19 protein-coding genes and 1 pseudogene are annotated in these 25447 nt (G+C 49.5%); 2 read left to right on the top strand and 18 right to left on the bottom strand.

The features are described from left to right. Positions 1–5: 5 nt before the first annotated feature. From rplW to rpsL, 10 genes are all read right to left on the bottom strand, one after another. Positions 6–302: a 50S ribosomal protein L23 gene (gene rplW / locus N4599_RS04765; RefSeq protein WP_003714478.1), complete on the bottom strand. Its 297-nt coding sequence runs from the start codon at positions 300–302 to the stop codon at positions 6–8. Next, positions 302–925, bottom strand: coding sequence for a 50S ribosomal protein L4 (gene rplD / locus N4599_RS04770; RefSeq protein ID WP_191363985.1), 624 nt, complete (start codon positions 923–925; stop codon positions 302–304). The genes rplW and rplD overlap by 1 nt, the downstream gene beginning before the upstream one ends. A gap of 21 nt (positions 926–946) precedes the next feature. Further along, positions 947–1609 carry a 50S ribosomal protein L3 gene (rplC, locus tag N4599_RS04775; protein WP_003714508.1) on the bottom strand — a complete coding sequence of 221 codons (663 nt, stop codon included), beginning with the start codon at positions 1607–1609 and terminating at the stop codon, positions 947–949. A gap of 45 nt (positions 1610–1654) precedes the next feature. Beyond that, positions 1655–1963: a 30S ribosomal protein S10 gene (gene rpsJ, locus N4599_RS04780; RefSeq protein WP_003714487.1), complete on the bottom strand. Its 309-nt coding sequence runs from the start codon at positions 1961–1963 to the stop codon at positions 1655–1657. A gap of 323 nt (positions 1964–2286) precedes the next feature. Beyond that, positions 2287–2997, bottom strand: coding sequence for a class A beta-lactamase-related serine hydrolase (locus N4599_RS04785; RefSeq protein WP_260902326.1), 711 nt, complete (start codon positions 2995–2997; stop codon positions 2287–2289). A 32-nt stretch (positions 2998–3029) separates the two neighbouring features. Beyond that, positions 3030–4529: a peptide MFS transporter gene (locus N4599_RS04790; RefSeq protein ID WP_260902329.1), complete on the bottom strand. Its 1500-nt coding sequence runs from the start codon at positions 4527–4529 to the stop codon at positions 3030–3032. A 285-nt stretch (positions 4530–4814) separates the two neighbouring features. Beyond that, positions 4815–6140, bottom strand: coding sequence for a uracil-xanthine permease family protein (locus N4599_RS04795; RefSeq protein WP_191363983.1), 1326 nt, complete (start codon positions 6138–6140; stop codon positions 4815–4817). 163 nt (positions 6141–6303) lie between these two features. Further along, positions 6304–8388 carry an elongation factor G gene (fusA, locus tag N4599_RS04800; protein ID WP_191363982.1) on the bottom strand — a complete coding sequence of 695 codons (2085 nt, stop codon included), beginning with the start codon at positions 8386–8388 and terminating at the stop codon, positions 6304–6306. A gap of 137 nt (positions 8389–8525) precedes the next feature. Continuing rightward, positions 8526–8996: a 30S ribosomal protein S7 gene (gene rpsG, locus N4599_RS04805; protein WP_003711602.1), complete on the bottom strand. Its 471-nt coding sequence runs from the start codon at positions 8994–8996 to the stop codon at positions 8526–8528. A gap of 20 nt (positions 8997–9016) precedes the next feature. Further along, positions 9017–9433, bottom strand: coding sequence for a 30S ribosomal protein S12 (gene rpsL, locus N4599_RS04810; protein WP_003711584.1), 417 nt, complete (start codon positions 9431–9433; stop codon positions 9017–9019). A 238-nt stretch (positions 9434–9671) separates the two neighbouring features. On the opposite strand from rpsL, the pseudogene N4599_RS09940 reads away from it, so the two are divergent. Continuing rightward, positions 9672–9878: pseudogene (locus tag N4599_RS09940) on the top strand (prepilin peptidase); the annotation flags it as partial. Then, on the top strand, positions 9879–10358 hold the full coding sequence (locus N4599_RS04815; protein ID WP_336604907.1) for a prepilin peptidase: 480 nt from the start codon (positions 9879–9881) through the stop codon (positions 10356–10358). It abuts the pseudogene before it with no gap. 45 nt (positions 10359–10403) lie between these two features. Here the strand turns inward: N4599_RS04815 and N4599_RS04820 are convergent, their stop codons facing one another. The 8 genes from N4599_RS04820 to N4599_RS04855 all read right to left on the bottom strand — a co-directional run bounded on the left by N4599_RS04820 (position 10404) and on the right by N4599_RS04855 (position 25124). Then, positions 10404–11585, bottom strand: coding sequence for a DUF998 domain-containing protein (locus N4599_RS04820; protein WP_260902340.1), 1182 nt, complete (start codon positions 11583–11585; stop codon positions 10404–10406). A gap of 183 nt (positions 11586–11768) precedes the next feature. Beyond that, positions 11769–15404, bottom strand: a complete 3636-nt coding sequence (gene rpoC / locus N4599_RS04825; protein WP_191363979.1) for a DNA-directed RNA polymerase subunit beta' — start codon at positions 15402–15404, stop codon at positions 11769–11771. Positions 15405–15457: 53 nt separating this feature from the next. Further along, positions 15458–19051 carry a DNA-directed RNA polymerase subunit beta gene (rpoB, locus tag N4599_RS04830; RefSeq protein WP_062812948.1) on the bottom strand — a complete coding sequence of 1198 codons (3594 nt, stop codon included), beginning with the start codon at positions 19049–19051 and terminating at the stop codon, positions 15458–15460. A gap of 219 nt (positions 19052–19270) precedes the next feature. Next, positions 19271–19867: a TetR/AcrR family transcriptional regulator gene (locus tag N4599_RS04835; protein WP_062812947.1), complete on the bottom strand. Its 597-nt coding sequence runs from the start codon at positions 19865–19867 to the stop codon at positions 19271–19273. Between the two features lie 132 nt (positions 19868–19999). Beyond that, positions 20000–22483 carry an ATP-dependent Clp protease ATP-binding subunit gene (locus N4599_RS04840; protein ID WP_191363978.1) on the bottom strand — a complete coding sequence of 828 codons (2484 nt, stop codon included), beginning with the start codon at positions 22481–22483 and terminating at the stop codon, positions 20000–20002. Between the two features lie 15 nt (positions 22484–22498). Then, entirely contained in the window at positions 22499–22966 is a 468-nt protein-coding gene (locus N4599_RS04845; protein ID WP_034537907.1) for a CtsR family transcriptional regulator, read from the bottom strand. Between the two features lie 142 nt (positions 22967–23108). Next, positions 23109–24131: an alcohol dehydrogenase AdhP gene (adhP, locus tag N4599_RS04850; protein WP_003711599.1), complete on the bottom strand. Its 1023-nt coding sequence runs from the start codon at positions 24129–24131 to the stop codon at positions 23109–23111. Positions 24132–24425: 294 nt separating this feature from the next. Continuing rightward, positions 24426–25124 (bottom strand): matrixin family metalloprotease, encoded by a 699-nt coding sequence (locus N4599_RS04855; protein WP_260902351.1) that lies wholly within the window; start codon positions 25122–25124, stop codon positions 24426–24428. Positions 25125–25447 lie beyond the last annotated feature (323 nt).

Raw genomic sequence — 25447 nt, forward strand, 5'->3', positions numbered from 1 at the left:
AATGATTAGTTTTCACTGTTGTCGTTGAACAGCTTAATTTCATCTGAATCAGCAGAAAGAGTAACGATTGCCTTACGACGACGCTTAGTGTAGCCGACGTAACGACCTTGACGCTTCTTCTTGCCCTTAACATTCATGATGTTAACCTTAACAACCTTCACACCGAAAATTTCTTCAATGGCGTTCTTGACCTGAGTCTTAGTTGCCCGTAAATCAACATCAAAAGTGTAACGCTTGTCGTCCATCCCAGCCATTGAGGCTTCAGTAACAACTGGACGTAAAATAATATCGCGTGCTTCCATTATGCGAGCACCTCCTCTACTTGAGAAAGAGCTGACTTAGTAATGATTACCTTTTGGGCGTCAGCAACGTTTAAGATGTTAACCCCGGCAGGAGTAACAACAGTTGCGTTTGCCAGGTTGCGTGCTGATAATGCAGCGTTCTTGTCGTCGTCAGTAACAACGATCAAGGCCTTTTCAGCAACGTTCAGGTTGTTCATTACCCCAGCAAATTCCTTGGTCTTTGGTGCATCAAAGTTCAATGCATCAACAACAACTAATGCATTGTCGAGAACCTTTTGGGAAAGTGCTGACTTGATAGCAAGTTGACGAACCTTACGAGGAAGGTTGTACTTGTATGAGCGTGGAGTAGGTCCGAAGACGATACCACCGCCACGGAACTGTGGTGCCCGGATAGAACCTTGACGAGCACGACCAGTACCCTTTTGACGCCATGGCTTCTTTCCACCACCGCTAACAGCTGAACGGTTCTTAACGGCGTGGGTGCCTTGGCGCAAAGAAGCACGTTGACGCAGGATAGCATCAAATTCAGCGTTTTGGTTTGGTTCAATTCCAAACACAGCGGCGTTCAATTCGATAGTGCCGTTTTGGCTACCATCTTGCTTGTACAAATTAACGCTAGTCATTGTTAACTTCCTCCTTTCTGATTATTTGTTGTGTTGCTTGCTCAGGCTCTTCTTAGTGTTAGCCTTCACAGAGTTCTTAATCGTAACGTATGACTTGTTAGCGCCAGGAACGTTACCCTTGATGAGCAAGACGTTGTTATCCAGGTCAACCTTAACAACTTGTAAGTGTTGCATCGTAACAGTCTTGTTACCCATCCGGCCTGGGAGCTTCATGCCCTTGAAGACACGGTTAATGATGGCACCCAGCGAACCTGGACGACGGTGGTAACGAGAACCGTGAGCCATTGGTCCACGGGACTGGTTATCCTTGTGAATGTTACCTTGGTAACCATGACCCTTGGTAACACCCGTAACGTCGACAGTTTCACCTTCAGCGAAGACGTCAGCCTTAACTTCGTCTCCTACCTTGATGTCATCCCCTAATTCAGCGTCACGGATTTCACCGATGAAGCGCTTAGGGGTCGTATTTGCTTTTGCTGCATGACCTTGTTCAGGCTTGTTGCTCAAGATTTCGCGCTTGTCATCGAAGCCCAGTTGAACAGCGTTGTAACCGTCATTTTCAACGGTCTTGATCTGCATAACAACGTTTGGCGTTACGTCGATAACAGTAACTGGAACTAATTCACCATTGTCAGTGAATACTTGAGTCATTCCAACCTTTTTACCTAAGATTCCTTTGGCCATGAGTACACCTCCAATTTAATTGTTTTAATAAATAAGTAGAAATAATTACAACTTGATTTCGATGTCAACACCACTTGGCAGGTCGAGCTTCATTAATGCGTCAACAGTCTTTGGTGTTGGGTCAATGATATCGATCAGACGCTTGTGAGTCCGCATTTCGAATTGTTCCCGAGACTTCTTGAACTTGTGTGGTGAACGGATAACAGTGTAGATAGTCCGTTCAGTTGGTAACGGGATTGGACCTGAAATCTGAGCACCTGTCCGCTTAGCGGTATCCACAATCTTGTCTGCTGATTGGTCAAGGATACGGTGTTCATAAGCCTTTAACCGAATACGAATCTTTTGATTTGCCATTATGTTCCCTCCTTCGTCAGATTTAAAATTTGACTAGCTCCGCGGAAATTACCGCCACATCCTGTGGCAAAGCGGCCGGGTGTGTCGCAACCTTCCGCATCAACGCTTCGCAGCTTAAACCAGTATGGGGGCAGGGCAAAACTACCCGCCAATGCTCAAGCACTTATCCATAATACTAAAGAATCCCCGTCATATCAAGTGTTTAAATCAATTTATTTCCTTTGAAATGATTTTGTAAAAATAAAAAAACAGGTAAGCGGAAACTATTTTATCCGCAAACCCGCATAATTTAAAATTATTTGCTGTTTTGTAGCAAATTCTTCCTAGCGCAGGAGGACCTCCTTCGTCGAGCGGGCTAGTTCCTCAATCAGGCTGACACCGGATGCATAGTCCCGGTTATTCCGGGTGTAAATCGCAATGATGAAACTCTGTTCGCCCGCTGGGAGGTAGCCCATGCTATGAACCTCCCACTTCCCGTTATCGCTTGCGGGCCGCCAGCCATTCTTTAAGTAGTAGTCGTCGCTCCCTGCGGACATCCCCCACTGCTGGTCAAAGGAAACGGTGTGCATCAGCATCTTCACGTAATCCTTCGACCGTTGGTTAAGGTAGCCATCATGGTGGTCGTAGTAAATCATTTGGAGGAGCTTCAGCTGGTCAGTCGGCACGGTCAATGTCTTCCCCCACCAATCGTCAGCCCTGGTCTCCATCATCCCTAGTTCATCATAGAGCGACTGGAGGGCCAGCATCCCACCGAGGTAGTCGGTCACAATTGCAGTCGTCGCATCATTGTCGCTATACCGGATCATCTGCTTAGTCAGGGTCTCTTGGCGGTCATCCAACTCCCCACCCGTGATGTGGAGGAGCATGGTTAGGACCGCCACCTTAACCGTGCTGGCCGTCTCATAGCGAAGGCCGGGCGCATTGGTCGTCGCATATTTTGCCCCACCGTTTTCCATCTTCACCGCAATTGAGGCCGGGTTCCCGTAGCTGGCCATCACCTCCTGCCAGCTTTCCGTTAGCACTTGGTCAATCATATTATGTCATCTTCTTTCTTATTAAATAGTAACTATTCTGTATCAGCTATTGCCTGAATCTTCTTAGAGAAAATTACGAGGACTAAGCCGACGATGACACCCAGCGCCCCGATAATCAGGAAGTACTGGACTTCGGTTGCGCTAGAGTAAAACTTAACGATTTGGGCGTTGACCGCTTGCCCGGCAGCGTTAGCCAGGAAGTACATACTCATCATCTGTGACTTAAATGCTTTCGGTGCAAACCCAGCCGTAATCGAAAGGCCAACTGGGGAGAGGGTCACTTCCCCCAGTTCAACCAGGAACCAGGAGCCGACCAACCAGAACGGGGAAACCCGGCCAGCAGTCGTCCCGTGAATTAAGCCCGGCAATGCCATGAAGGCGTAGGACAAGCCGGCAAAGACCAGGGCAGCGGCAAACATGTGCGCCGCGGATGGGTGGTGCTTAATCCGGTCCCAGAGGTAAGCAAAGAGTGGCGTCAGCATCATCATAAAAATCGGGTTCAGGGTCTGGAAGTTTGCGGCGGCAAAGTGCCAGGCCCCCAGGTGGAGGATTGTCCGCTCTTCAGCAAACAGGGCCAGGACGACGGAACCAGACTCCTGGATGATCCAGAAGATAACGGCAGACAGGAAAAGCGGAATGTAGGCGGCAACCCGCTTCTTTTCAACCTTCGTAACCTTCTTGGACTTGAGCATTAAGACGAAGTAGTAGACAGGCAGTCCAATGGCAATAATTGTAATAATGGTAATAACATTATTGATTGTCAGTTGGTCAAAGGCCGCCATGATCAAGAGGATAATTGCAAAACCAGCTACAACTGCCAGGGTCCGGAAGATTACCGGCCGTAACTGCTCGTGGCTAATCGGGTCGTCCGGGGTCAGGCCATCCTTGGAAAGGAACTTCCGCCCGTCAATCGAGTACTGAACCAGTCCGAAGAACATCCCGAAAGCAGCCAGGGCAAACCCGACGTGGAAGTTCATCTGCCCGTGGAAGAGATTCAGGCCAAAACCACTAGCAGCCCATGGCACGGCCCACGGTGCAATCGCAGCCCCCAGGTTAATCCCGAAGAGGTAAATACTGAACCCCGCATCCCGCCGGCGGTCATTTTCACTATACAAGTTCCCCACCATCGAGGACACGTTTGGCTTCAGGAGCCCTGTCCCGATGACGATTAAGGCAATTGATACCAGCAGGGCTTGCTTGCCAAACGGTAGTGACAGGGCAATGTGCCCAAACATGATTAGGACCCCGCCGTAGAAAACAGTCTTCCTGGAACCCCAAATCCGGTCAGCCAGCCAGCCGCCGACCACCCCGGAGAGGTAAACGAGGGCCCCATAGATTGACATGATCGACGCGGCGGTAACCTGGTCCATCCCCAGGCCACCCTTAGTAACGGCAAAGTACATGTAGAATAGTAAGATTGCCCGCATCCCGTAGTAACTGAACCGTTCCCACGTCTCCGTGAAGAACAGGGTCGATAAGCCCCGCGGGTGTCCAAAGAACGCGGTATCTAAACTCTTTTGATTATTTGCCACGATAACCCACCTCCGTACGCTTTAGTTTTCAAGTAACACAATTTCTTGGCATATTCCGCGCCTCTTTCGATAGCGTTTTCATACCAATTTCATTATAGTGGACCCTTCCAAACGTCCACAATCCCATAACGAACATTTAGTATTAAGATGCAACAAATCAATATTTTTGTTCATATAGTTACTTAATAATATTAACTTTTGCGTAATCAATAGTTTGTTTAGTTAAGTGTGCCTAGCAAACAAAAACCCCACCCGAGAAATCCCGAGCAGGGTTCTAGCAAATTCCTATAAGTGCTGGCGCCGGGGCATCAGAAGATTGAGGATGATTGCTGTGATGGCTGCAATTGCGATTGGTGATCCCAACAGGTATTGCAACATCTGCGGTGCCGCGTTTAGGACGTGCTTAGGCAGCAGAACCAGGGCAATCGTCAGGATAATTGGCAGGCCGATAACGTAAATGTCGCTTTCGCCCGTATCTAAATTACGAATGACGTTCAAACCATTCAGCATGATCGTCACGGTAATGATGGCAAATACTCCCCCGATAACCGGTGCCGGGATCGCTGCTAGAAACGCTGATAACTTAGTAAAGAAGCCGAGGAGAATGAACCAGCAGCCGGCAGAAATAAAGGCCCGCTTGCTGGCAACTCCAGTAATCGAGATAATTCCGGCATTAGTGGAGTAACCCGTTACGGGGGTTGTCCCGGCAAAGGCAGCAATCAGACAGCTTAGCCCCTCGCCGACGATTCCGTGATTCCATTGCTTCTTTGTAATCGTGTGGTTGGTGACGGCGCCCATGGCAAACCAGGTCCCGGTCGTCTCAGTCGTCAAAATCGCGTAGATAATAATAAAGGTAAAAATCGCCGTAAGGTCAAAATGGATTCCCCAGTGGAGAATCATTCGTTGGGGCAGGCTAAACCAGGGGGCGGTCGCAACAGAGTGCCATTCAAAGCGGCCCATGCTTGCACTGAGCGCGGTTCCAACTAATAGGGCAATGACAATCGAACCGGCCTTAAAGAGCTTTTGGACTCTTGGAAAGCGAATACTAATGCCGACACAAATTAGCAGAGTCAGCGCGGTCACCGCTGCCAGCTCCATATTCTGGTAGACGTTGCCGGCCGCCTCAAAGATATTATCATTCAGAGCAGACGGGATTAGTGATAGGCCCACACAGGTGATAATGGTTCCCCCGACCACCGCCGGTACTAGGTAGTTAATAATCTTTTGAAATACTCCGCTCAGTCCGAGAAGGATTAGCAGGACGGCCCCGACGACCAAGGCGCCTAATAAGGTCGCCATTCCAGCTCCTTTGAGTCCCCCGCTGGCCATCACGACACCAGCAGCGGCACTCAGCGGAACAAATGACGGTCCCTGCGACACCGGCATTTTCATAAAGAGTGCCGTTTGCAAAATCGTGCCGATTCCCGCTGCCAAAAAGGTTGCCTGTAGGAGACCGGTTGAATCAGCGGCCCCCATTGCCAACATCCCGGCGAGAATAATCGGCGGCACGTAAACGTCCATTGCCAAGACATGCTGTAGCCCTAGCAGGGTCGCTTCCGTTACCGAAATTTTTTCGTCCGGTCCAACTAATAGTTGTGCTTTTTCTTCCATTTCCTAATTACCTCTCATCAATTCTCAATACCTAATAAGTTAACACGAACTATAACAGCTTTCAATAAGTAAATCGTTCATTAAAACGTTTAACTAATTTAAAAATAAAAACAGCCGCTGATTTTCATCAACGACTGTCTATCTATCTCATTTAAGAGAAGAATTAGTTGTTACCGTTCTTCTTGATAATGTCTTCTTGGATAGCCTTTGGCACAGCTGAGTAGTGGTCAAAGGTCATCGTGAAGGTACCACGACCCTGCGTAGCTGAACGTAAGGCAGTAGCGTAACCGAACATTTCTGACAATGGAACGAATGAGTGAACCAGTTGAGCGTTCCCCCGTTCTTCCATGCCGTCGATAGTACCACGACGAGCAGTAACTTGACCCATAACGTCACCCATGTTTTCTTCAGGGACAACGATGTCAACCTTCATGATTGGTTCAAGGATAACTGGGTCAGCCTTCTTCGCAGCATTCTTCAGAGCAAGGGATGCGGCAACCTTGAAGGCCGCTTCACTAGAGTCGACTTCGTGGTAACTACCATCGTAGAGCTTAGCGTGCATGTCAACAAGTGGGTAACCAGCAAGAACACCGTTTTGCATAGCTTCCTTCAAACCTTGTTCAACGGCTGGGATAAATTCACGCGGAACAACCCCACCGACAATGGCATCTTCGAATTCGAAGCCCTTACCTTCTTCAAGTGGCGTAAATTCAATCCATACATCACCGTATTGACCCTTACCACCAGATTGACGAACGAACTTACCTTGAGCACTTGCTGGCTTAGTAAATGCTTCACGGTAGGAAACTTGTGGCTTACCAACAGTAACTTCGGCGTGGAATTCACGGCGGAGACGTTCAACAATGATGTCCAAGTGCAATTCACCCATCCCGGCAATCAGAGTTTCACCAGTTTCAGGGTTAGTTTCAGCCTTGAAGGTTGGATCTTCTTCAGCCAGCTTTTGCAGACCCTTGTCCATCTTATCTTGGTCAGCCTTGGACTTTGGTTCAACAGAAACCTGGATAACTGGTTCTGGGAAGTCCATGGATTCAAGTTGCAGTGGGTGGTCTGGGTCGGTCAGGGAGTCACCAGTAGTGGTGTTCTTCAGACCGATAGCAGCGGCGATATCACCAGAGAATACTTCTGGGATTTCGTGTTGTTGGTTAGAGTGCATTTGCAGCAACCGACCAATCCGTTCACGCTTGTCCTTGCTAGCGTTCAGCACGTAAGAACCGGATTGCAGTGAACCAGTGTAAACACGCAGGAAAGTCAGACGACCAACGAATGGGTCGGTAGCAATCTTGAAGGCCAAGGCAGCGAATGGCTTGTCGTCACCGGCAGTCAGTTCAACTTCGTTCCCATCAGCATCGTGGGCAACGAATGGCTTAACGTCCAGTGGTGATGGCAGGTAGTCGATAACGGCGTCCAGCATCATCTGGATACCCTTATCCTTGTAAGCTGAACCAGCTAATACAGGGAAGAGTTGTTGTTCCAAAGTACCCTTACGGATAGCAGCCTTGATTTCGTCAACGGAAATCTCGTCACCTTCAAGGTACTTTTCCATGATGTTGTCATCAATGTCGGCCAGCGTTTCGATCATTGCATCGTGACGCTTTTGTGCTTCTTCCTTGAGGTCGTCTGGAATATCAACAGTATCCCAGTTCGTACCCAGCTTATCTTCATCGTAAACGTAAGCGACCATCTTAACCAGGTCAACGACACCGGAGAAAGTATCTTCGGCACCGATTGGCAGTTGGATTGGCAGCGGAGTAACGTTCAGACGGTCCTTGATGGTTTGAACAGAGTAGTCGAAGTTCGCACCAACCTTGTCCATCTTGTTAGCAAAGACAATCCGCGGAACGTTGAACTGGTCAGCTTGACGCCAAACAGTTTCAGTCTGCGGTTCAACCCCGGCCTGGGCATCCAGAACAGTTACGGCACCATCAAGCACCCGGAGCGCACGTTCAACTTCGACAGTGAAGTCCACGTGTCCTGGGGTATCGATGATGTTGATCCGGTAGTCCTTCCAAACGGCGGTCGTAGCAGCGGACGTGATAGTGATACCACGTTCCTTTTCTTCGTCCATCCAGTCCATTTGGGAAGCACCATCGTGGGTTTCACCAATCTTGTGAATCTTACCAGTGTAGTAAAGAATCCGCTCAGTAGCAGTCGTCTTACCGGCATCGATGTGGGCCATGATACCAATGTTACGAGTCTTAGCGAGTGGGTATTCACGTTTATTAGCCATTTTAAGAGTGTATCTCCTTCCAAAATATGGTTATAAAGTTAATCGTCATTTTTAGAAAAAGGGATGACGGTCTTTATTCAAAACTACGTCACCCCTTTATTGAAACCAGTTAAGCAACTGGCTTCAATTGACAGTGATTACCAGCGGTAGTGTGCGAAGGCACGGTTGGCTTCTGCCATCCGGTGCGTATCTTCACGCTTCTTAACTGAAGCACCTGTGTTGTTAGAAGCATCGATAATTTCACGAGCTAACCGTTCAACCATCGTGTGTTCCCCACGCAGACGTGCGTATTGAACAATCCAACGAAGGCCTAAGGTAGTCCGCCGGTCTGGACGAACTTCGATCGGCACTTGGTAGTTAGAACCACCAACACGCCGTGCCTTAACTTCCAGAACCGGCATAACGTTGTCCATTGCTTCTTGGAATACTTCAACTGGGTCGTTACCAGTTTCTTCCTTAATTTGATCGAAAGCTGCGTACAAAATCTTCGTAGCAGTCCCGCGCTTACCATCGATCATCAAGTGGTCAATCAAGCTCGTAACCAGCTTTGAGTTGTACATTGGATCTGGTAAGATTTCACGCTTTTGTACATGTCCTTTACGTGGCATTACTGAACTCCTCCTTTAAATTACTTCTTCTTAGGCTTCTTAGTACCGTACTTGGACCGTGATTGCATCCGGCCTTCAACACCAGCAGTATCGAGAGTACCACGGATAACGTGGTAACGAACCCCTGGCAAGTCCTTAACACGACCACCACGAATTAATACAACGGAGTGTTCTTGGAGGTTGTGACCGATACCTGGAATGTAAGCAGTAACTTCGATCAGGTTGGACAGACGCACACGGGCGTACTTCCGCAAAGCTGAGTTAGGCTTCTTAGGAGTCATCGTACCGACACGGGTAGCAACCCCACGCTTTTGTGGAGATGGCGTCTTAACTTCTTCTTTCTTGAAAGTGTTGTAAACATAACCAAGAGCTGGTGACTTTGACTTGCCCTTGTGGCTCTTACGGCCCTTACGTACCAATTGGTTAATGGTTGGCATAATTTTTCCCCTTCCTTATTTTAAGTCCACACATCCAGGTGGTTCTTTTTGAAGAATAAAAAAACTGCTGGATGATATTAGATTGTTGTGCCTTCGTTGACGCATTCGTCTGCCCAACGACAGACACTCGTTGCTAAAAAAGCACCTTAAATAGGGTATCACGCCCCCTAAAGAATGTCAACGAACACAGATAGTTATTTTCTTTTTTTACGTTTATCTATATTAGGAGGTTTTACCCATGCTTAAACTCTACTTTTTCCTTCTTGGCACGATCCTGGCCTCGTTCGCTGGGCTCGTCGCTTTCCGTCTGGGAGCTGGTCAGTCTCCGTGGTCGCCGGGACGTTCCTATTGCGACCACTGTCAGCATCGGCTCGCGCCCTGGCAGCTCATCCCCATCTGCGGCTACCTGCTCCAGGGCGGTCGCTGCCGTTACTGTCAGACCCCCTTGCCTATCTTTTACCCCCTCAGCGAACTCCTGACCGGTGGAGCCGCGCTGGTACTCTGCCACACCCTCTCCCCTTATTCCGCCGGCATTTTATTGGTGTTGACCAGTCTCGTCTTCCTTGCCAGTACCGACCACTTCTACCAGTTTATCTACCCGGCGGCACTAAGCGGGCTTTTCCCGTTAGGACTTCTTTTTCGGGCGGCGTGCCCTGGAGGTTGGTGGCCGGCACTGGTATTGTTTGCTATTTTGCTGCTCTTTGTCCTCCTCTTCCGCTCACTTGGCTGGGGAGACTTAGAGTTCCTCACCGTCCTCCTCTTGGCCCTGGGCTGGTACCCAACTGCTCTGGTCCTGCTCACCGCCTGTCTCCTGACCATCATCGTTAATTTCCATGCTCCGCCTCCCCGGCACGGCCGCGTCCCCTTCATGCCAGAGTTAGCCTTCGCCACCGGCATAATTATGCTTGTCATGTCACCAGCATAAAAAAGCCCTACCATCTGAAAACACCAAATAGTAGAGCCATATCAATTATTTTTCTGCCAGGGCCGAGTCTTCTTCCACGACTTTCACTAGAAAGAGGTTATGTCCAAAGCGCGACAGGTTTTCAATATTTTGCAAGAGCAGGAGCAGCCAGGAAAAGGCCAAACCAAATTCCAGCAGTTCAAAGGCCGTCAACGATAGATAATCAGTCAGTTTGAAAATGATGTACTCGATTCCCATCAAAGTCCCCACCGTGTACGACAGAATCAAGAACTGCCGCGTTATCCCGGGCAGCAGCCACTTAATTGCGGTAATTAAAATCAGAATAATGTAGACCAGCCACATCGAAATCCGGTCATGAAGAATGTGGTACTGGGGATCATTAGGGAACAGGCCAATCGACGCAATGCAGGCGGACAGGCCATACAGAAGCCACCGCAACACTAGGAGCTGCTTGCCGTGGAAACGACGCTGGAGGTTAACGAATAAGTAGTCCACCAGCGTTAACATCAATAGTCCCGAGAAAATCAACGTAATATTAAATTGGAAATTGGCCGAGTTTTGTGCTGTTCCCAGAAAGCTGAAGTTATGCCGCCACCAATCCCGGCTGGAATTAGTCAGCATGGCGAACACCATCCCCCCAATGATCATAATGGTCAGCAGGTTAGTAATCACTGCCGGCGTTAAGGTCATTGCAAGGTTGATCATTACGTAATTTACTACCGCGAGGACCATGAACACCATGACCGATGAGGTATAGATGTCAAAACTGGCGTCCATAAACATTCGTTCTAACAGCCAGAAGGCCGCCGAAAACGAAAAGACTAGGATTAGGCCGGCCGCCACTACAATCGTTGGCAAATTTCGCCAATATAGTTCCTTGGTCGGTCCGGTTTTATGCAGCTTCGTCCAAATTGCCGTGATGATGAAAATTATCATCCCGCTAATCGTTCCCAACAAGGTAGCAGCGTTGGCAATCGAATAATCCTGCCCATTTAAGGCAATTTGGTGAATAGCCTGACTCTTGGTATAGACAAAAAAGATGACCATCATCAAGAATGCCGGAACCGTATACAGCCAGATGTTAATTTGCGGCAGCTGTTCCGCCACACCGGTCGGCCGCATATTCAGCTGTTTATGCTCCACACTCAAAGCTAACTCTTCTCCCGCGTGAATTTCCGTCTCCCGCAAGGCGTCGGCCGGGATTTCAATTTTATACTTAGTAGCCACTTTTCCCCTTCTTTCTATAAAAAAAGGAGTGGGACAGAACTAGCTTGCCTAGTTCGTTGTCCCACTCCCACAAAGATGGCTAGGTTAGTCAAAGACTGATTCCTCAGCATTTGGCCTGCCAACCACTGCTGCACAGCAGTTGAGCAGCTGACTTAATTTCCAGCCCCTTTTAATTAATCACCATTAGTTTTGCTTGTCTTCTTCCTTCATCTTGGCCTCAAGGTCCTTGATGGAGTAAGCAGCAACACTGACTTCTTTAGGCTTAATGTTCCGGTAAGTGCCCATCCCAGTACCAGCTGGAATAATCTTACCAATGATAACATTTTCCTTCAAACCAACTAATGGGTCGTTCTTGCCCCGAATAGCGGCATCCGTCAATACCCGCGTCGTTTCCTGGAAGGATGCGGCAGACAGGAAACTGTTAGTTTCAAGCGCTGCCTTCGTGATTCCGAGGATAACCGGCCGAGCAGTAGCTGGAATACCACCAGCATACAGGGTGGACTTGTTAGCGTCACGGAACTGGCTGATGTCCATCAGTTCACCTGGCAGGAGGTCAGTATCACCTGGATCCATGACCCGAACCTTCCGCATCATCTGGCGAATCATGATTTCAACGTGCTTATCCAGCAAGTCAATCCCCTGCATCCGGTAAACACCCTGAACTTGTGCCAGCAGGTAGGTTTCGGTGGACAGAACATCACGAACTTGGATCAATTCCTTTGGATCGATGGACCCTTCGTTCAGTGCCGTTCCCCGGTGGATGAAGTCGCCTTCCGCAACCCGCATCCGGGCTGTAATTGGCAGGGTGTAAGTCCGCGTGTCAGTTTCACCCTTAACAGTAACGTCCTTAGTCCGTTCTGCCGGGTTTTCTTCGATGGAAACCACTTCACCAGTTACTTCAGTAATGGTTGCACGTCCCTTAGGGTTACGTGCTTCCACAATTTCTTGCACACGAGGAAGCCCCTGGGTAATATCTTCGTTTCCAGCAACACCACCAGTGTGGAAGTTCCGTAGAGTCAGCTGGGTACCTGGTTCACCGATAGATTGAGCGGCCACAGTACCAACAGCTTCACCGGCTTCTACCCGGTCACCAGTAGCGGCGTTCCGGCCGTAGCAGCGTTCGCAGACACCATGTTCAGTGTTGCAAGTAAAGGCTGAGCGAATAGTAACCTTCTTCACACCGGCATCAACGATCTTTTGAGCCATTGCTTCGTCAATCAGGACATTCTTGCCCACAATCTTCTCACCAGTTTGGGGATCAAAGACAGACTTCATTGTGTAACGACCCATAATCCGGTCGTACAGTGGTTCAATCATTTCGTTACCGTTGGTGATTGCCGTTACTTCCAGGCCACGGTCAGTACCACAGTCCTTTTCACGCACAACTACGTCCTGGGCAACGTCGACCAGCCGCCGGGTCAGGTAACCTGAGTTGGCGGTCTTCAGGGCGGTATCAGTCATCCCCTTACGAGCACCGTGGGAGGACAGGAACATTTCCAGCACGGAAAGTCCTTCGTAGAAGTTAGACAGAACTGGCAATTCCATAATCTTACCGTTTGGTGAAGCCATCAAACCACGCATCCCGGCCAGCTGGGTAAAGTTAGAAATGTTACCACGCGCACCGGAATCGGACATCATGTTGATTGGGTTATGAATGTCCATGTGTTCGATCAGCTTGTCCTGCACTTCATCCTTAGCGTCGTTCCAGGCGCCAATTACCCGTTCGTACCGTTCGTCATCAGTAATCAGCCCCCGACGGAACTGCTTGCTGATCAAGGCAACCTGTTTCCGGGCCTTCTGAATGATTTCCGGCTTTTCCGGTAAGTCGTGGATATCGGACATCGCGGTCGTCAGACCAGAGATCGTTGATTCGTAGTAACCGAGGTCCTTGATCCGGTCCAGGAATTCAGAAGTCTTTGTAACCTTGTATTGCTTGTAAACTTCCGCAATTAGGTCAGACAGGAAGCCCTTCTTGAATGGTGGAACCAATGGCGCATTTTCTAGGTATTCATGAATGTCTTGACCAGGTTCCAAGAAGAAGCGTTCGTCAACACCATCGTGAATGTTGGCGTCTGTTGGTTCGTTAATGTAGGCAAAATCCTTTGGCATGATCCGGTTGAAGAGGAGCTTACCAACGGAGGTTACCATAATCTTCTTGCGTTGTTCATCGGTAAACGGCTTGTCAGGGAATGATGATGCTTGGACACCGACCCGAGTCTGCAGGGAAACATAACCATTCTTGTAGGCCATTTCGGCTTCATCGGTGTCGTTGAAGATCATCCCTTCACCTTCACGCCCCTTATCTTCAGTCGTCATGTAGTAGTTACCGATAACCATATCCTGAGATGGGGAAACGATTGGTTCACCGTCACGAGGACTCAGAATGTGGGAAGCAGCCAGCATCAGCAGACGGGCTTCCGCCTGAGCTTCATTAGACAACGGAACGTGGATAGCCATCTGGTCACCATCAAAGTCGGCGTTGTAAGCGGTACATACCAATGGGTGGAGCCGCATGGACTTACCAGAAACCAGAATTGGTTCGAAGGCTTGGATCCCCAACCGGTGCAGGGTAGGTGCCCGGTTCAGCAATACTGGGTGTTCCTTAATGACATCTTCCAATACATCAAAGACGTCGTCGTCCCGGCGGTCAATCTTCCGCTTGGCAGCCTTCACGTTGGCTGACAGGCCCCGCTTAACCAGTTCGTGCATGATGAAAGGCTTAAACAATTCCAAAGCCATTGGAACTGGCAGCCCCATTTGGTTCATCTTGAGGGATGGACCAACATCAATAACGGAACGGCCAGAGTAGTCAACCCGCTTACCAAGCAGGTTCTGACGGAACCGTCCCTGCTTACCCTTGAGCAGGTGTGACAGGGACTTCAACGGACGGTTACCAGGACCAGCTACTGGACGACCCCGCCGACCGTTATCGATCAAGGCATCAACAGCTTCCTGCAACATCCGCTTTTCGTTTTGCACGATGATTCCAGGTGCCTGCAGCTTCAAGAGCCGCTTCAACCGGTTGTTACGGTTAATTACCCGCCGGTACAAATCGTTCAGATCGGAAGTGGCAAACCGGCCACCTTCAAGCTGAACCATTGGCCGCAAGTCCGGTGGCATTACCGGAATAACGTCCATGACCATCCACTCAGGCTTATTGCCGGACTTGAGGAAGGCTTCCAAAATGTCCAAGCGCCGGATAGCCCGCGTCCGCTTTTGACCGGTAGCTTCTTTCAGCTCTTCCTTTAGTTCAGCAGCTTCCTTTTGCAGGTCTACGTCTGCCAAGAGTTTCTTAATGGCAGCAGCACCCATTTCAGCAGTGAAGCGGTCGCCAAATTCAGCCTTCTTGTCCCGGTATTCTGCTTCGGACAACAGTTGCTTCTTTTCCAACGGCGTGTCGCCTGAGTCAAGAACAACGTAGGACGCGAAGTAAATGACTTCTTCCAGGGAACGAGGACTCATATCGAGGACCAAGCCCATCCGACTAGGAATCCCCTTGAAGTACCAGATGTGGGAAACTGGTGCGGCTAATTCGATATGGCCCATCCGTTCACGACGAACCTTAGAACTGGTGACTTCAACACCACAGCGGTCACAAACTCGGCCCTTGTAGCGAACCCGCTTGTACTTACCACAAGCACACTCGTAGTCCTTAGTTGGGCCAAAGATTCGCTCATCAAACAGACCCTGCTTTTCTGGCTTCAGTGTCCGGTAGTTGATGGTTTCCGGCTTCTTTACTTCACCGTATGACCAGCTCCGGATCTTATCTGGGGAAGCCAGACCGATCTGCATGCTTTCAAATTTATTGACATCAATCAAAGGATGTTCCTCCTTATTTCTTAGTACATGAGTGAAGAACTATATCTTAAATCCTACTTAGCATTATCTTCGGTGGAAGATGACGAAGCGGTCTTACCCTTGCCATCCGCACTGTGCTGTTCAGCATACTTAGCAAGAGCGTCAACGCTAACAACTTCGGCGTCATCCTCATCCATGTTCTTCAATTGAACTTCCTTTTGGTTGCCATCGAGAACCTTCATGTCCAGGCCAAGTGCTTGTAATTCCTTGACTAGAACCCGGAATGATTCTGGAACACCTGGCTTTGGAATTGATTCACCGTTGATGATGGCATCGTAAGTCCGAACACGACCAACGGTATCATCGGACTTGTAAGTCAGGATTTCTTGAAGGGTGTAGGCAGCACCATATGCTTCAAGAGCCCAAACTTCCATTTCACCGAACCGCTGACCACCGAATTGGGCCTTCCCACCAAGTGGTTGTTGGGTAACCAGTGAGTAAGGACCAGTGGACCGAGCGTGAATCTTATCATCGACCATGTGTGCCAGCTTCAGGTAGTGCATGGAACCAACGGCAATCCGGTTTTCAAATGGTTCACCAGTTCGACCATCGTAGAGGATTGTCTTCCCGTCTTCTGGAAAGCCAGCTTCCCGCACGGCATCCCAAACATCCTTGTCGGTTGCCCCATCAAAGACTGGAGTAGCCATGTGGATGCCTAAGCGCTTAGCAGCCATCCCCAGGTGCAATTCCAGCAGCTGACCAATATTCATACGACTTGGCACACCCATTGGGCTCAGCATGATGTCGATTGGTGTTCCGTCTGGCATGTATGGCATATCTTCTTCAGGGATAACGATAGAAACGGTCCCCTTGTTACCGTGCCGACCAGACATCTTGTCACCGACCTGGATCTTCCGCTTTTGAGCGATGTAAACCCGAACCATGGTGTTCACACCTGGTGACAATTCATCCCCGTTTTCTCGGGTAAAGATCTTAACGTCCTGGACAATTCCGCCGCCACCGTGAGGAACACGGAGGGAAGTGTCACGAACTTCACGGGACTTTTCACCAAAGATGGCGTGCAGCAGCCGTTCTTCGGCTGACAGTTCCGTCATTCCCTTTGGCGTAACCTTACCAACCAGGATATCACCATCGTGAACTTCGGCCCCAACGCGGACAATCCCGTCCTCGTCCAAGTCCTTCAATGCGTCATCCCCGACGTTTGGAATTTCACGGGTCATTTCTTCAGGCCCCAGCTTCGTCTCACGAGCTTCTGACTCGTAAGATTCGATGTGGATAGACGTGTAAACGTCATCCTTAACCAGCCGTTCGTTGATGGCAATGGCATCTTCGAAGTTGTAACCCTGCCAAGTCATGAAGGCAATCAGTGGGTTTTGACCTAATGCCAATTCCCCTTCTTCCATGGATGGACCATCAGCGAGGACGTCATCGCCATCCACGTGTTCGCCAATCTTAACGATCGGACGCTGGTTGTAGTTCTTACCACCGTTAGAACGACGGAACTTCATCAGCCTGTAAGTGTCTAATGAACCATCGTCTTCACGAACACGAACTTCACGTGCGTCAACATATTCAACGGTACCAGGCTTCTTAGCAATCAAGGCCACCCCAGAGTCGTGAGCTGCTTTGTAGTCAATACCGGTACTTACCAGTGGTGCGTGTGGGTTGATCAACGGAACAGCTTGCCGCTGCATGTTGGCACCCATCAGCGCACGGTTAGAGTCATCGTTTTCAAGGAATGGAATACATGCGGAAGCAACGGAAACAACTTGTTTTGGTGAAACGTCCATGTAGTCGACGTTTTCAACACTGGTTTCAATGTAGTCATCCTTGTCACGAGCCATAACCTCATCATCAACAAAGGAGCCATCGTCATTCAACGGTGAGTTTGCCTGGGCGATGATGAAGTTATCTTCTTCGTCGGCCGTCAGGTAGTCGATCTTGTCGGTTACCTTGTGGTCCTTCCAGGATACACGACGGTATGGCGTTTCAATAAAACCATACTTGTTAACACGAGCGTATGAGGAAAGACTGTTGATCAGACCGATGTTTGGCCCTTCAGGCGTTTCAATCGGGCACATCCGGCCATAGTGGGTATAGTGCACGTCGCGAACTTCGTAGCCAGCCCGGTCACGGGTCAAACCACCAGGACCAAGGGCTGACAGACGACGCTTGTGGGTCAATTCACCCAGTGGGTTGGTTTGGTCCATGAACTGGGACAGTTGGGAGGAACCAAAGAATTCCTTGATGGAAGCAACCACTGGCCGAATGTTGATCAATTGTTGCGGTGTTACCGTGTCAGGATCCTGAATGGACATCCGTTCACGAACGACCCGTTCCATCCGGGCAAGCCCGATCCGGAACTGGTTTTGCAGCAATTCACCCACGGAACGAATCCGCCGGTTACCCAGGTGGTCGATATCATCGGTGTTGCCGATTCCTTCTTGCAGGTTGAAGAAGTAGTTCAGGGAAGCAAGAATATCAGCTGGTTCGATGTGCTTGTACTCCAATGGAATGTGACCATTACCAATAATCGGCACAACCCGGTCTGGGTCATTCTTGGAGTAAACCAAAATCTTTTGCAGTTTTACTGGTTCCGTTACTACCGCTTCGTCGGATGGCGTGTAGGTAACCATCTTGAAGTCATCACGGTCCAGGTATGGTTCCAGCTTCTTCAGGGTTTCCTTATCAACGGTATCACCCTTTTGTGCCAACACTTCACCAGTATCTGGGTCAGCTAACGTTTCCGCCAGGGTCTGACCAAGTAGCCGGTACTTCAGCATCAGCTTCTTGTTAGTCTTGTAACGACCAACTGGAGCCATGTCGTAGCGCTTCGGATCAAAGAACCGTGCCGTCAGCAGGTTCCGCGCTGAATCAGCGGTCTTTGGTTCACCTGGACGCAGCCGTTCGTAGATGTCCTTCAACGCCTCCTCAACCCGGGAGTCTTCGGCGTTCTTGTGAACGTCCTTATCCAGGGTCAGGGACAGGGTTTCACTGTCGCCACCAAACATATCAATGATTTCATCGTCGGAGCCGAAACCAAGGGCCCGAACTAATTCAGTCATTGGCAGCTTCCGAGTCCGGTCAATCCGGACGTACGAAATGTTCTTGGCGTCAGTTTCGTATTCCAGCCAAGCACCACGGTTAGGAATAAAGGTAGCGCCATAGCTTGGCCGACCATTCTTATCGGCTTCTTCATTGTAGTAGACACCTGGTGAACGAACTAATTGGGAAACAATTACCCGTTCGGCACCATTAATAATGAAGGTTCCCTGGTCAGTCATCAGTGGAAAGTCACCGAAGAAGACGTCCTGGGACTTGATTTCCCCAGTTTCGTGGTTGGTTAACCGTAACGTAACGTGAAGTGGTGCTGAGTAGTTCGCATCATGCTCACGTGCTTCATCAACAGTGTACTTCGGTTCTAAAAGTTGATAGTCCACGAATTCCAAAGAGAGCTTTCCTTGGAAATCGTCAATCGGCATAATATCATCAAACATTTCCCGCAAACCTTTGTCCATAAACCAATTGTAAGAATCGGTCTGGATTTCAATCAGGTTTGGCAACTCGAGAACTTCTTTAATTCGGGAGTAGCTACGACGGGTACGGTGCTTACCGTATTTTACTAAATGTCCGGCCAAACTGTTCACCTCTCTAATTTGTTGGGTGGGTTCATTTAAATGTTACATTTTGATTACAATTTAACCAAAACCCGCATTTTGGGCAAAAAAAATCCAAAAACAGTATTGGGACTGTCTTTGGTTTTATTGCAGAACCCGATGGACAATAGATCACCAGGTTCAAATGAACTCACAATTACATACTTTATTAGTATAGTTGAAGCAATTGCGAATGTCAATAATTAAGTTTTACTTTCCCCGCTTTGCCAGGCCATTAATGATGCAGTCAAGAATCAGCTGGTCACGCTCGTCGTCAGAAATGGAGTGTCCACCGATGAGCTGGTAGGTCCCAAAAAGTGGCGACAGGCTCGCCAAGAACAATTCCGCCGCTTCCTTAGGCAACAAATCTGGACGCAGCTTCACGGACGGTTGCTTAAAGTAATCGCTGATTGGTTCCAAGTAGTCCATGGTGAAAATAATGTTGAGCTTTTGCTGTGAACTCTTTGAAAGGAGGAGCATCGTCTGCCGGTACTGGTCGTAAATACTCAGTGGGTGGTGCTTCTTGAGAATCTTAACGATTTCTAACAACTGTTCTTCCGACGCTAGGTCGTGCTTCCGTATCACTTTGTTGATTTCCTGGCGAATCTTTCCTGATAGCTTGTTCATCACGTCCAGGTATAAGACTTCCTTGTCGCTAAAGTGGTGGTATAGCGCCGGCTGGGTGATTCCAATCTGCTTGGCGATATCCCGGGTTGAGGTTTCACCAAATCCTTTTTGCAAGAATAACTTTGTAGCCGTCTTGATAATCGCCTGACGAGTTTTTTCTAATTGTTCTGCTCGTTTCATTAACTAACTTCCTCCTCAAATTGGCTAACCTCTATTATAGGACTAATATTTATCACAAGACAACCGCTGAATAGGCCAAAATAGCGCTAAATTCGTTTTTCTATTGTCGAATTCAGCGCTATCTGCTAGACATTATTGGTTGGCTTTGACTAATTTCTTTGCAGCTGGGGTCTTCACTTTCACCGTAATTTCGCCATGGTGGGCACCAACGGTCACGGTATCACCCGGCTTAATTTCACCATCAATCAGGTCCGTGCTCAGGCGGTCTTCAATTTTATCCTGAATTGCCCGCCGGAGCGGCCGAGCCCCGTATTCAGGGTCGTAGCCTACCGCAGCGATCAGGTCGACTGCCGCAGGCGTGACTTTCAGACTAATCTCCTGTTCAGCAACCCGGTCACGCAGTTCGTTAGTCATCAACTTCACGATCTGGTGGAGTTCCTGCTTATTTAATGAATGGAAGATGATGGTTTCATCAATCCGGTTCAGAAATTCCGGCCGAAAGTGCAATTTCAGCTGCTGACGAATAGCCCCCGCCATCGCGTTGTAATCCTGGCTCATGTCCCGGGCCCCGAACCCGACTTCCTTTTCATCCTGGAGCTGGGTCGCACCGAGGTTGGACGTCATAATAATAATCGTGTTCCGGAAGTCGACCCGGCGGCCCTTGGAATCGGTCAGGTAACCATCATCCAAGACCTGAAGCAGGAGGTTAAAGACGTCAGGGTGGGCCTTCTCGGCTTCATCCAGCAAGACGACGGAATACGGGTGCTGACGAACCTTTTCCGTCAGCTGGCCTCCTTCATCGTAACCCACATAACCGGGCGCGGCCCCAATCAGCCGGCTGGTGCTGAACTTTTCCATGTACTCGGACATGTCGATCCGAATCATGTTGTCCTCGGAGCCGAACATCGCCTCGGCCAATGCCTTGGCTAACTCTGTTTTACCAACCCCGGTTGGTCCTAAAAACATAAAGGAACCAATCGGCCGGTTCGGGTTCTTCAAGCCGCTCCGGGCCCGGCGAATTGCCTTAGCAACCGCGTCAACGGCTTCGTCCTGGCCAATCACCCGCTTATGGAGGACCTTTTCTAAGTTGATCAGCCGGTCGCTTTCACTCCGCTTCAACTGGGTTAGCGGCACACCAGTCCACTCGGCAACGACCTTGGCAACGTCTTCGCCGGTCACTTTGAGACGGTAGTGCTGCTCTGCCTGCCGTTCACTGACCCGGTCAGCCTGCTGCTCCTGCTTAGCCCGCAGCGATAATTCCTGTTCCCGCAGGTCTGCTGCCCGGTCAAAGTCCTGCTGCTCAATTGCTGCTTCCTTAGCAGATTGCAGTTCGGCGATTTGCTCGTCTAATGATGGCTTGCGGGTCTTCTTCTCCTCAGCATTGATTCGGACCATAGCTGCCGCTTCATCCATCAAGTCAATTGCCTTGTCCGGGAGGAAGCGGTCAGAGATGTAGCGGTCGGAGAGCTTAACAGCCTGTTCCAGCGCCTCATCAGTAATCTTGGCATGGTGGTGGGCCTCATAGCGTGGCCGTAATCCCTTCAGGATAGCCAGACTTTCTTCTGGGGTTGGCTCGTCGACCTGAACTGTTGCAAACCGCCGTTCCAGAGCTGCGTCAGATTCAATGTACTTTTGGTACTCGTCAAGGGTAGTCGCCCCGATTGTTTGCAGTTCTCCCCGGGCTAAAGCCGGCTTCAAGATGTTGGAGGCGTCAATGGCCCCCTCAGCACCCCCGGCTCCAATCAGCGTATGCAGCTCGTCAATAAAGAGGATGACGTGCCCGTCCGCCTGGATTTCGTCAATCACCTTTTTGAGACGGTTTTCGAATTCGCCCCGGTACTTAGTGCCCGCGACCAACGAACCCATATCGAGGACCATCAGCCGCTTATTAGCCAGCTCAGCTGGAACCGTTCCGGCCACCATCTCTTGGGCTAGGCCTTCAGCAATAGCGGTCTTCCCTACTCCCGGCTCACCAATCAGCACCGGGTTATTCTTGGTCCGGCGACTGAGGATCTGAATCGTCCGCCGAATTTCAGCATCACGCCCGACGACAGGATCCAGCTGCTGGTTCCGCGCCATCTGGGTCATGTCCCGAGCCAGCTTATCAAGGGTCGGTGTACCACTCTTGCGGTTGTTTCCCTGACGGTTGGTTTGACGCCGGAGCTGGCTTTCCGCTACTCCTAACCGCCGCAGGGTCACCTTCCGAACCTGACGGGGCAAAACATCTAGGCTAAAGAGAATCCGCGAAGACAGGACACTCTCATCCGCAATCAGCGCCAGCAGCAGGTGTTCAGTCCCAATTTTGAGGGAGTGCATCTGCTGGGCCTCCTGACCAGCCAGGGCCAAGACCTGCTTAGCTTTCGGTGAATATGGCAGGTAGTCAGCTGGGCCGAGCTGGTCAAGCGTTCCGTAACCAATTAGCCGTTCAATCTCTTCACGAATATCATCACTGGTAATTGAAAACTGCTCAAAAATCTTGTTGGCAATCCCATCCTTATCCATTGCCAACGCGAGCAAGAGGTGTTCAGTCCCCACTGCTTGGTGTTTAAAGTATTTAGCTTGTTCATGGGCAATCATTAAGACATGCTTAGCACTAGGAGTAAACATGTTATCCATTAGCAATCATCCCTTCTAACTTTCATACCGTAATCGATTCAGTAGCGAAATCAACACGCGTGCTCTTAACCGGGCTTCAATATCGGTATCGCCAACGTCCAGTGTCTGCTTAGCAAGTGCCACAAGCATCAAGTCACCCTCGCGCTGGGTGATGACCTTTTCATCGTAAAGGGTCTGAACGATGGCAAACGCATCACGTTCTCGAATTGAGTCGCCAATTGTTTGGATTAATGAGTTTAACACGTCAATGTTATCAAGTAAATTAACACGCTCAATCCGGATATAACCACCGCCGCCACGCTTGCTCTTGACGAGGTAACCATTTTGAATGGTAAACCGGGTCTTGATGACATAGTTGATCTGGGACGGAACCACGTCAAAGTGGTTTGCAATCTCGGAACGGCGAATCTCAATCTGAGCAGAGTCGCCCAGAATTTCTTTCAAGTAAGCTTCAATAATATCTGAGATACTCTTATTCTCCATCATTCACCCTCCGTTATCTGACTAATACTGACCATTATTTTATCATAATTTGTATTTTTTGCCCATCCAAAGTGCTCGTATAAGAAAACAGGACTGCAGCCTCGCTACAATCCTGTTTTCTGATTAACCTAATTAACTGTAATTACTTTTCGAGGGAGAAGTCAACAACGTTCCGACCAACAACCTTGTTGTCCTTTAATTCTTGGATCATGTCATTGATTTCGGAAAGTTTCCGGGTCTTAACGATTGGGTGAACCTTGCCTTCAGCACCGAATTGGAAGCACTCAGCTAGGTCTTGACGAGTACCAACCAGAGAACCGGCAACGATGATGCCGTCCAGAACAGTCTTGGCAATGTTCAGCTTCATGTCACCTTGTGGAAGGGCAACGGCAACTAACTTGCCATCTGGGCGCAGGGAGTTAACTGCTTGGTCAAAGGCTGCGGTCGTAACGGCAGTAACAACTGCAGCGTGAACCCCGCCAACCTTTTCTTGAATCTGTTCGTCAACATTGTCATCGTGACGGTTGATGCAGATTTCAGCACCGTTTTCCTTAGCAGCCTTCAGCTTGTCTTCGTTACCATCAACGGCGATAACGTGGGCACCAAAGACGTTGTGGGCAAATTGAATCCCCAGGTTACCCAGACCACCGGCACCAACGATTGATACCCATTGACCAGGCTTGATGTCAGCAACCTTCAAAGCCTTGTACATCGTAACCCCGGCACAAGTTAAGGAAGTAGCTTCAACTGGGTCCAAGCCTTCTGGAACCTTAACGGCGTAGTCAGCTGGAACGATACATTGTTCAGCCATAGCACCATCAGCAGTGTAACCAGCGTTCAGAACGTTCCGGCAAAGAGTTTCACGGCCAGTCAGACAGTATTCACAGTGACCACAGCCCTTGAAGAACCAAGCGATTGATACCCGGTCGCCAACCTTTAAGCTGGTAACACCAGGAGCAACCTTTGATACCCGGCCGACACCTTCGTGACCAATAATCCGGCCCGGCTTCTTACCAAAGTCACCAGCAGCACAGTGAAGGTCAGTGTGGCAAAGACCACAGTATTCCATGTCAACCAGTGCTTCACCCGGCTTCAAATCACGAAGCTGAACATCCTTAACAGTAACGTATCCATCGACTGGATCATTGATAACAGCAGCTTTCATATGCTAAGATCTCCTTCTCAAAAGACATGTTATTTTTTTCACAATTATTATGATACCAGAGACCCCCGTTTTTTTAAAGCCTTCTTTCGGATATTTTTCAAATAAATGTCAAACCGCTGTCGCTAAGATAGCACGCTTTTCGCCACTAATACACGGCTAAGGATACTCAAACCAATTCCAGAATTTACTAAAGTTTTCTTTTGAAATTTACTAACTAAAAATAACAAGATTGCATATCATCTCACAATCAGTCTTTTTGACCATGAACCTCCGTCAGTAATAGTCGTTCTTCCATTAATTACTAGTGCCGTACAGCAACCGAATAGTCTGGCGGTCAGCCTTCGTAATCCCGGTCCGAACATTATTCGGGATCATTACGCTATAACTGCCCTGTGGCGCGTGGGCCAAGCCGAGGGCATGCCCTAGCTCATGCTGGGCCACTTCGCTACGGAAAATCCGACTGGTGTATTCCAAGTGCGGTGCGTCGAGGGTTGAATGTGCTCGGATCAAGGCGTGGGTATCGGGATTATACTCAGAACGGGTGGAGCCCAGCTGGGTGGTAACGTACCCGACCGCGGGCGACGGTTGCCCATTAGAAAGGTCGCCAGCCTCAGCGATAATGTCGGCCTGACCGCGGTGCCGGGTCCAGGTCAGATGAACGACGCTTGTGCTATTCCACGCTTTGACCGCATCTCGGAAGGCGGCTACGAGTGGGCGATTACGGGTCGCCAGGTAAATTTTCAAGCGGGTAGTGGGCCAGCGGTAACCCTCCAGCGGAACCGGGGTCTTATTCGGTATGTACAGCTGGTGCTTAGCGGCGCGGATGGCTTGGGGAGAGTCGTCACTGGCAGACTGGTCGGTCGCGGAGTTTGCATTCACGCTGAACGCCGGGACCGGGCTGACTGTTGGCTGGTCTGCTGCCCATGCCATCGCTGGCAGAGCCAGAGCCAGCACCAGCGTTGCGTTGACAATCAGCGATTTAATCATTGCCATCATCCCCTTCCTAGTTACGTGCTCTTTTCTGATAATGTTCTCATTTAATAGTAGAAAAGACAAGCCATGCCACCACTTGAGATTATCGGCAGAATTATTAAGGAGAAGAGTGCGGCACGATGAATAAAACGGCACTTCATACTGCGCTCTTCTTCGGGGCTTGCCGCGTTAATCAGCTTATCATGCTCGCCAGCCTGCTGCTACGCCGTAACACTATCAGCTTTAAAACAGCAAAAAGGCTGGAACATAAGTACTTTTACCAAGTTCAAATACGAACAGCGCGGTACACAAAAATGGGTTCCAGTGTCCGGTATAATCGAACT

The organism is Limosilactobacillus oris (assembly GCF_025311495.1).
GTDB lineage: Bacteria > Bacillota > Bacilli > Lactobacillales > Lactobacillaceae > Limosilactobacillus > Limosilactobacillus oris_A.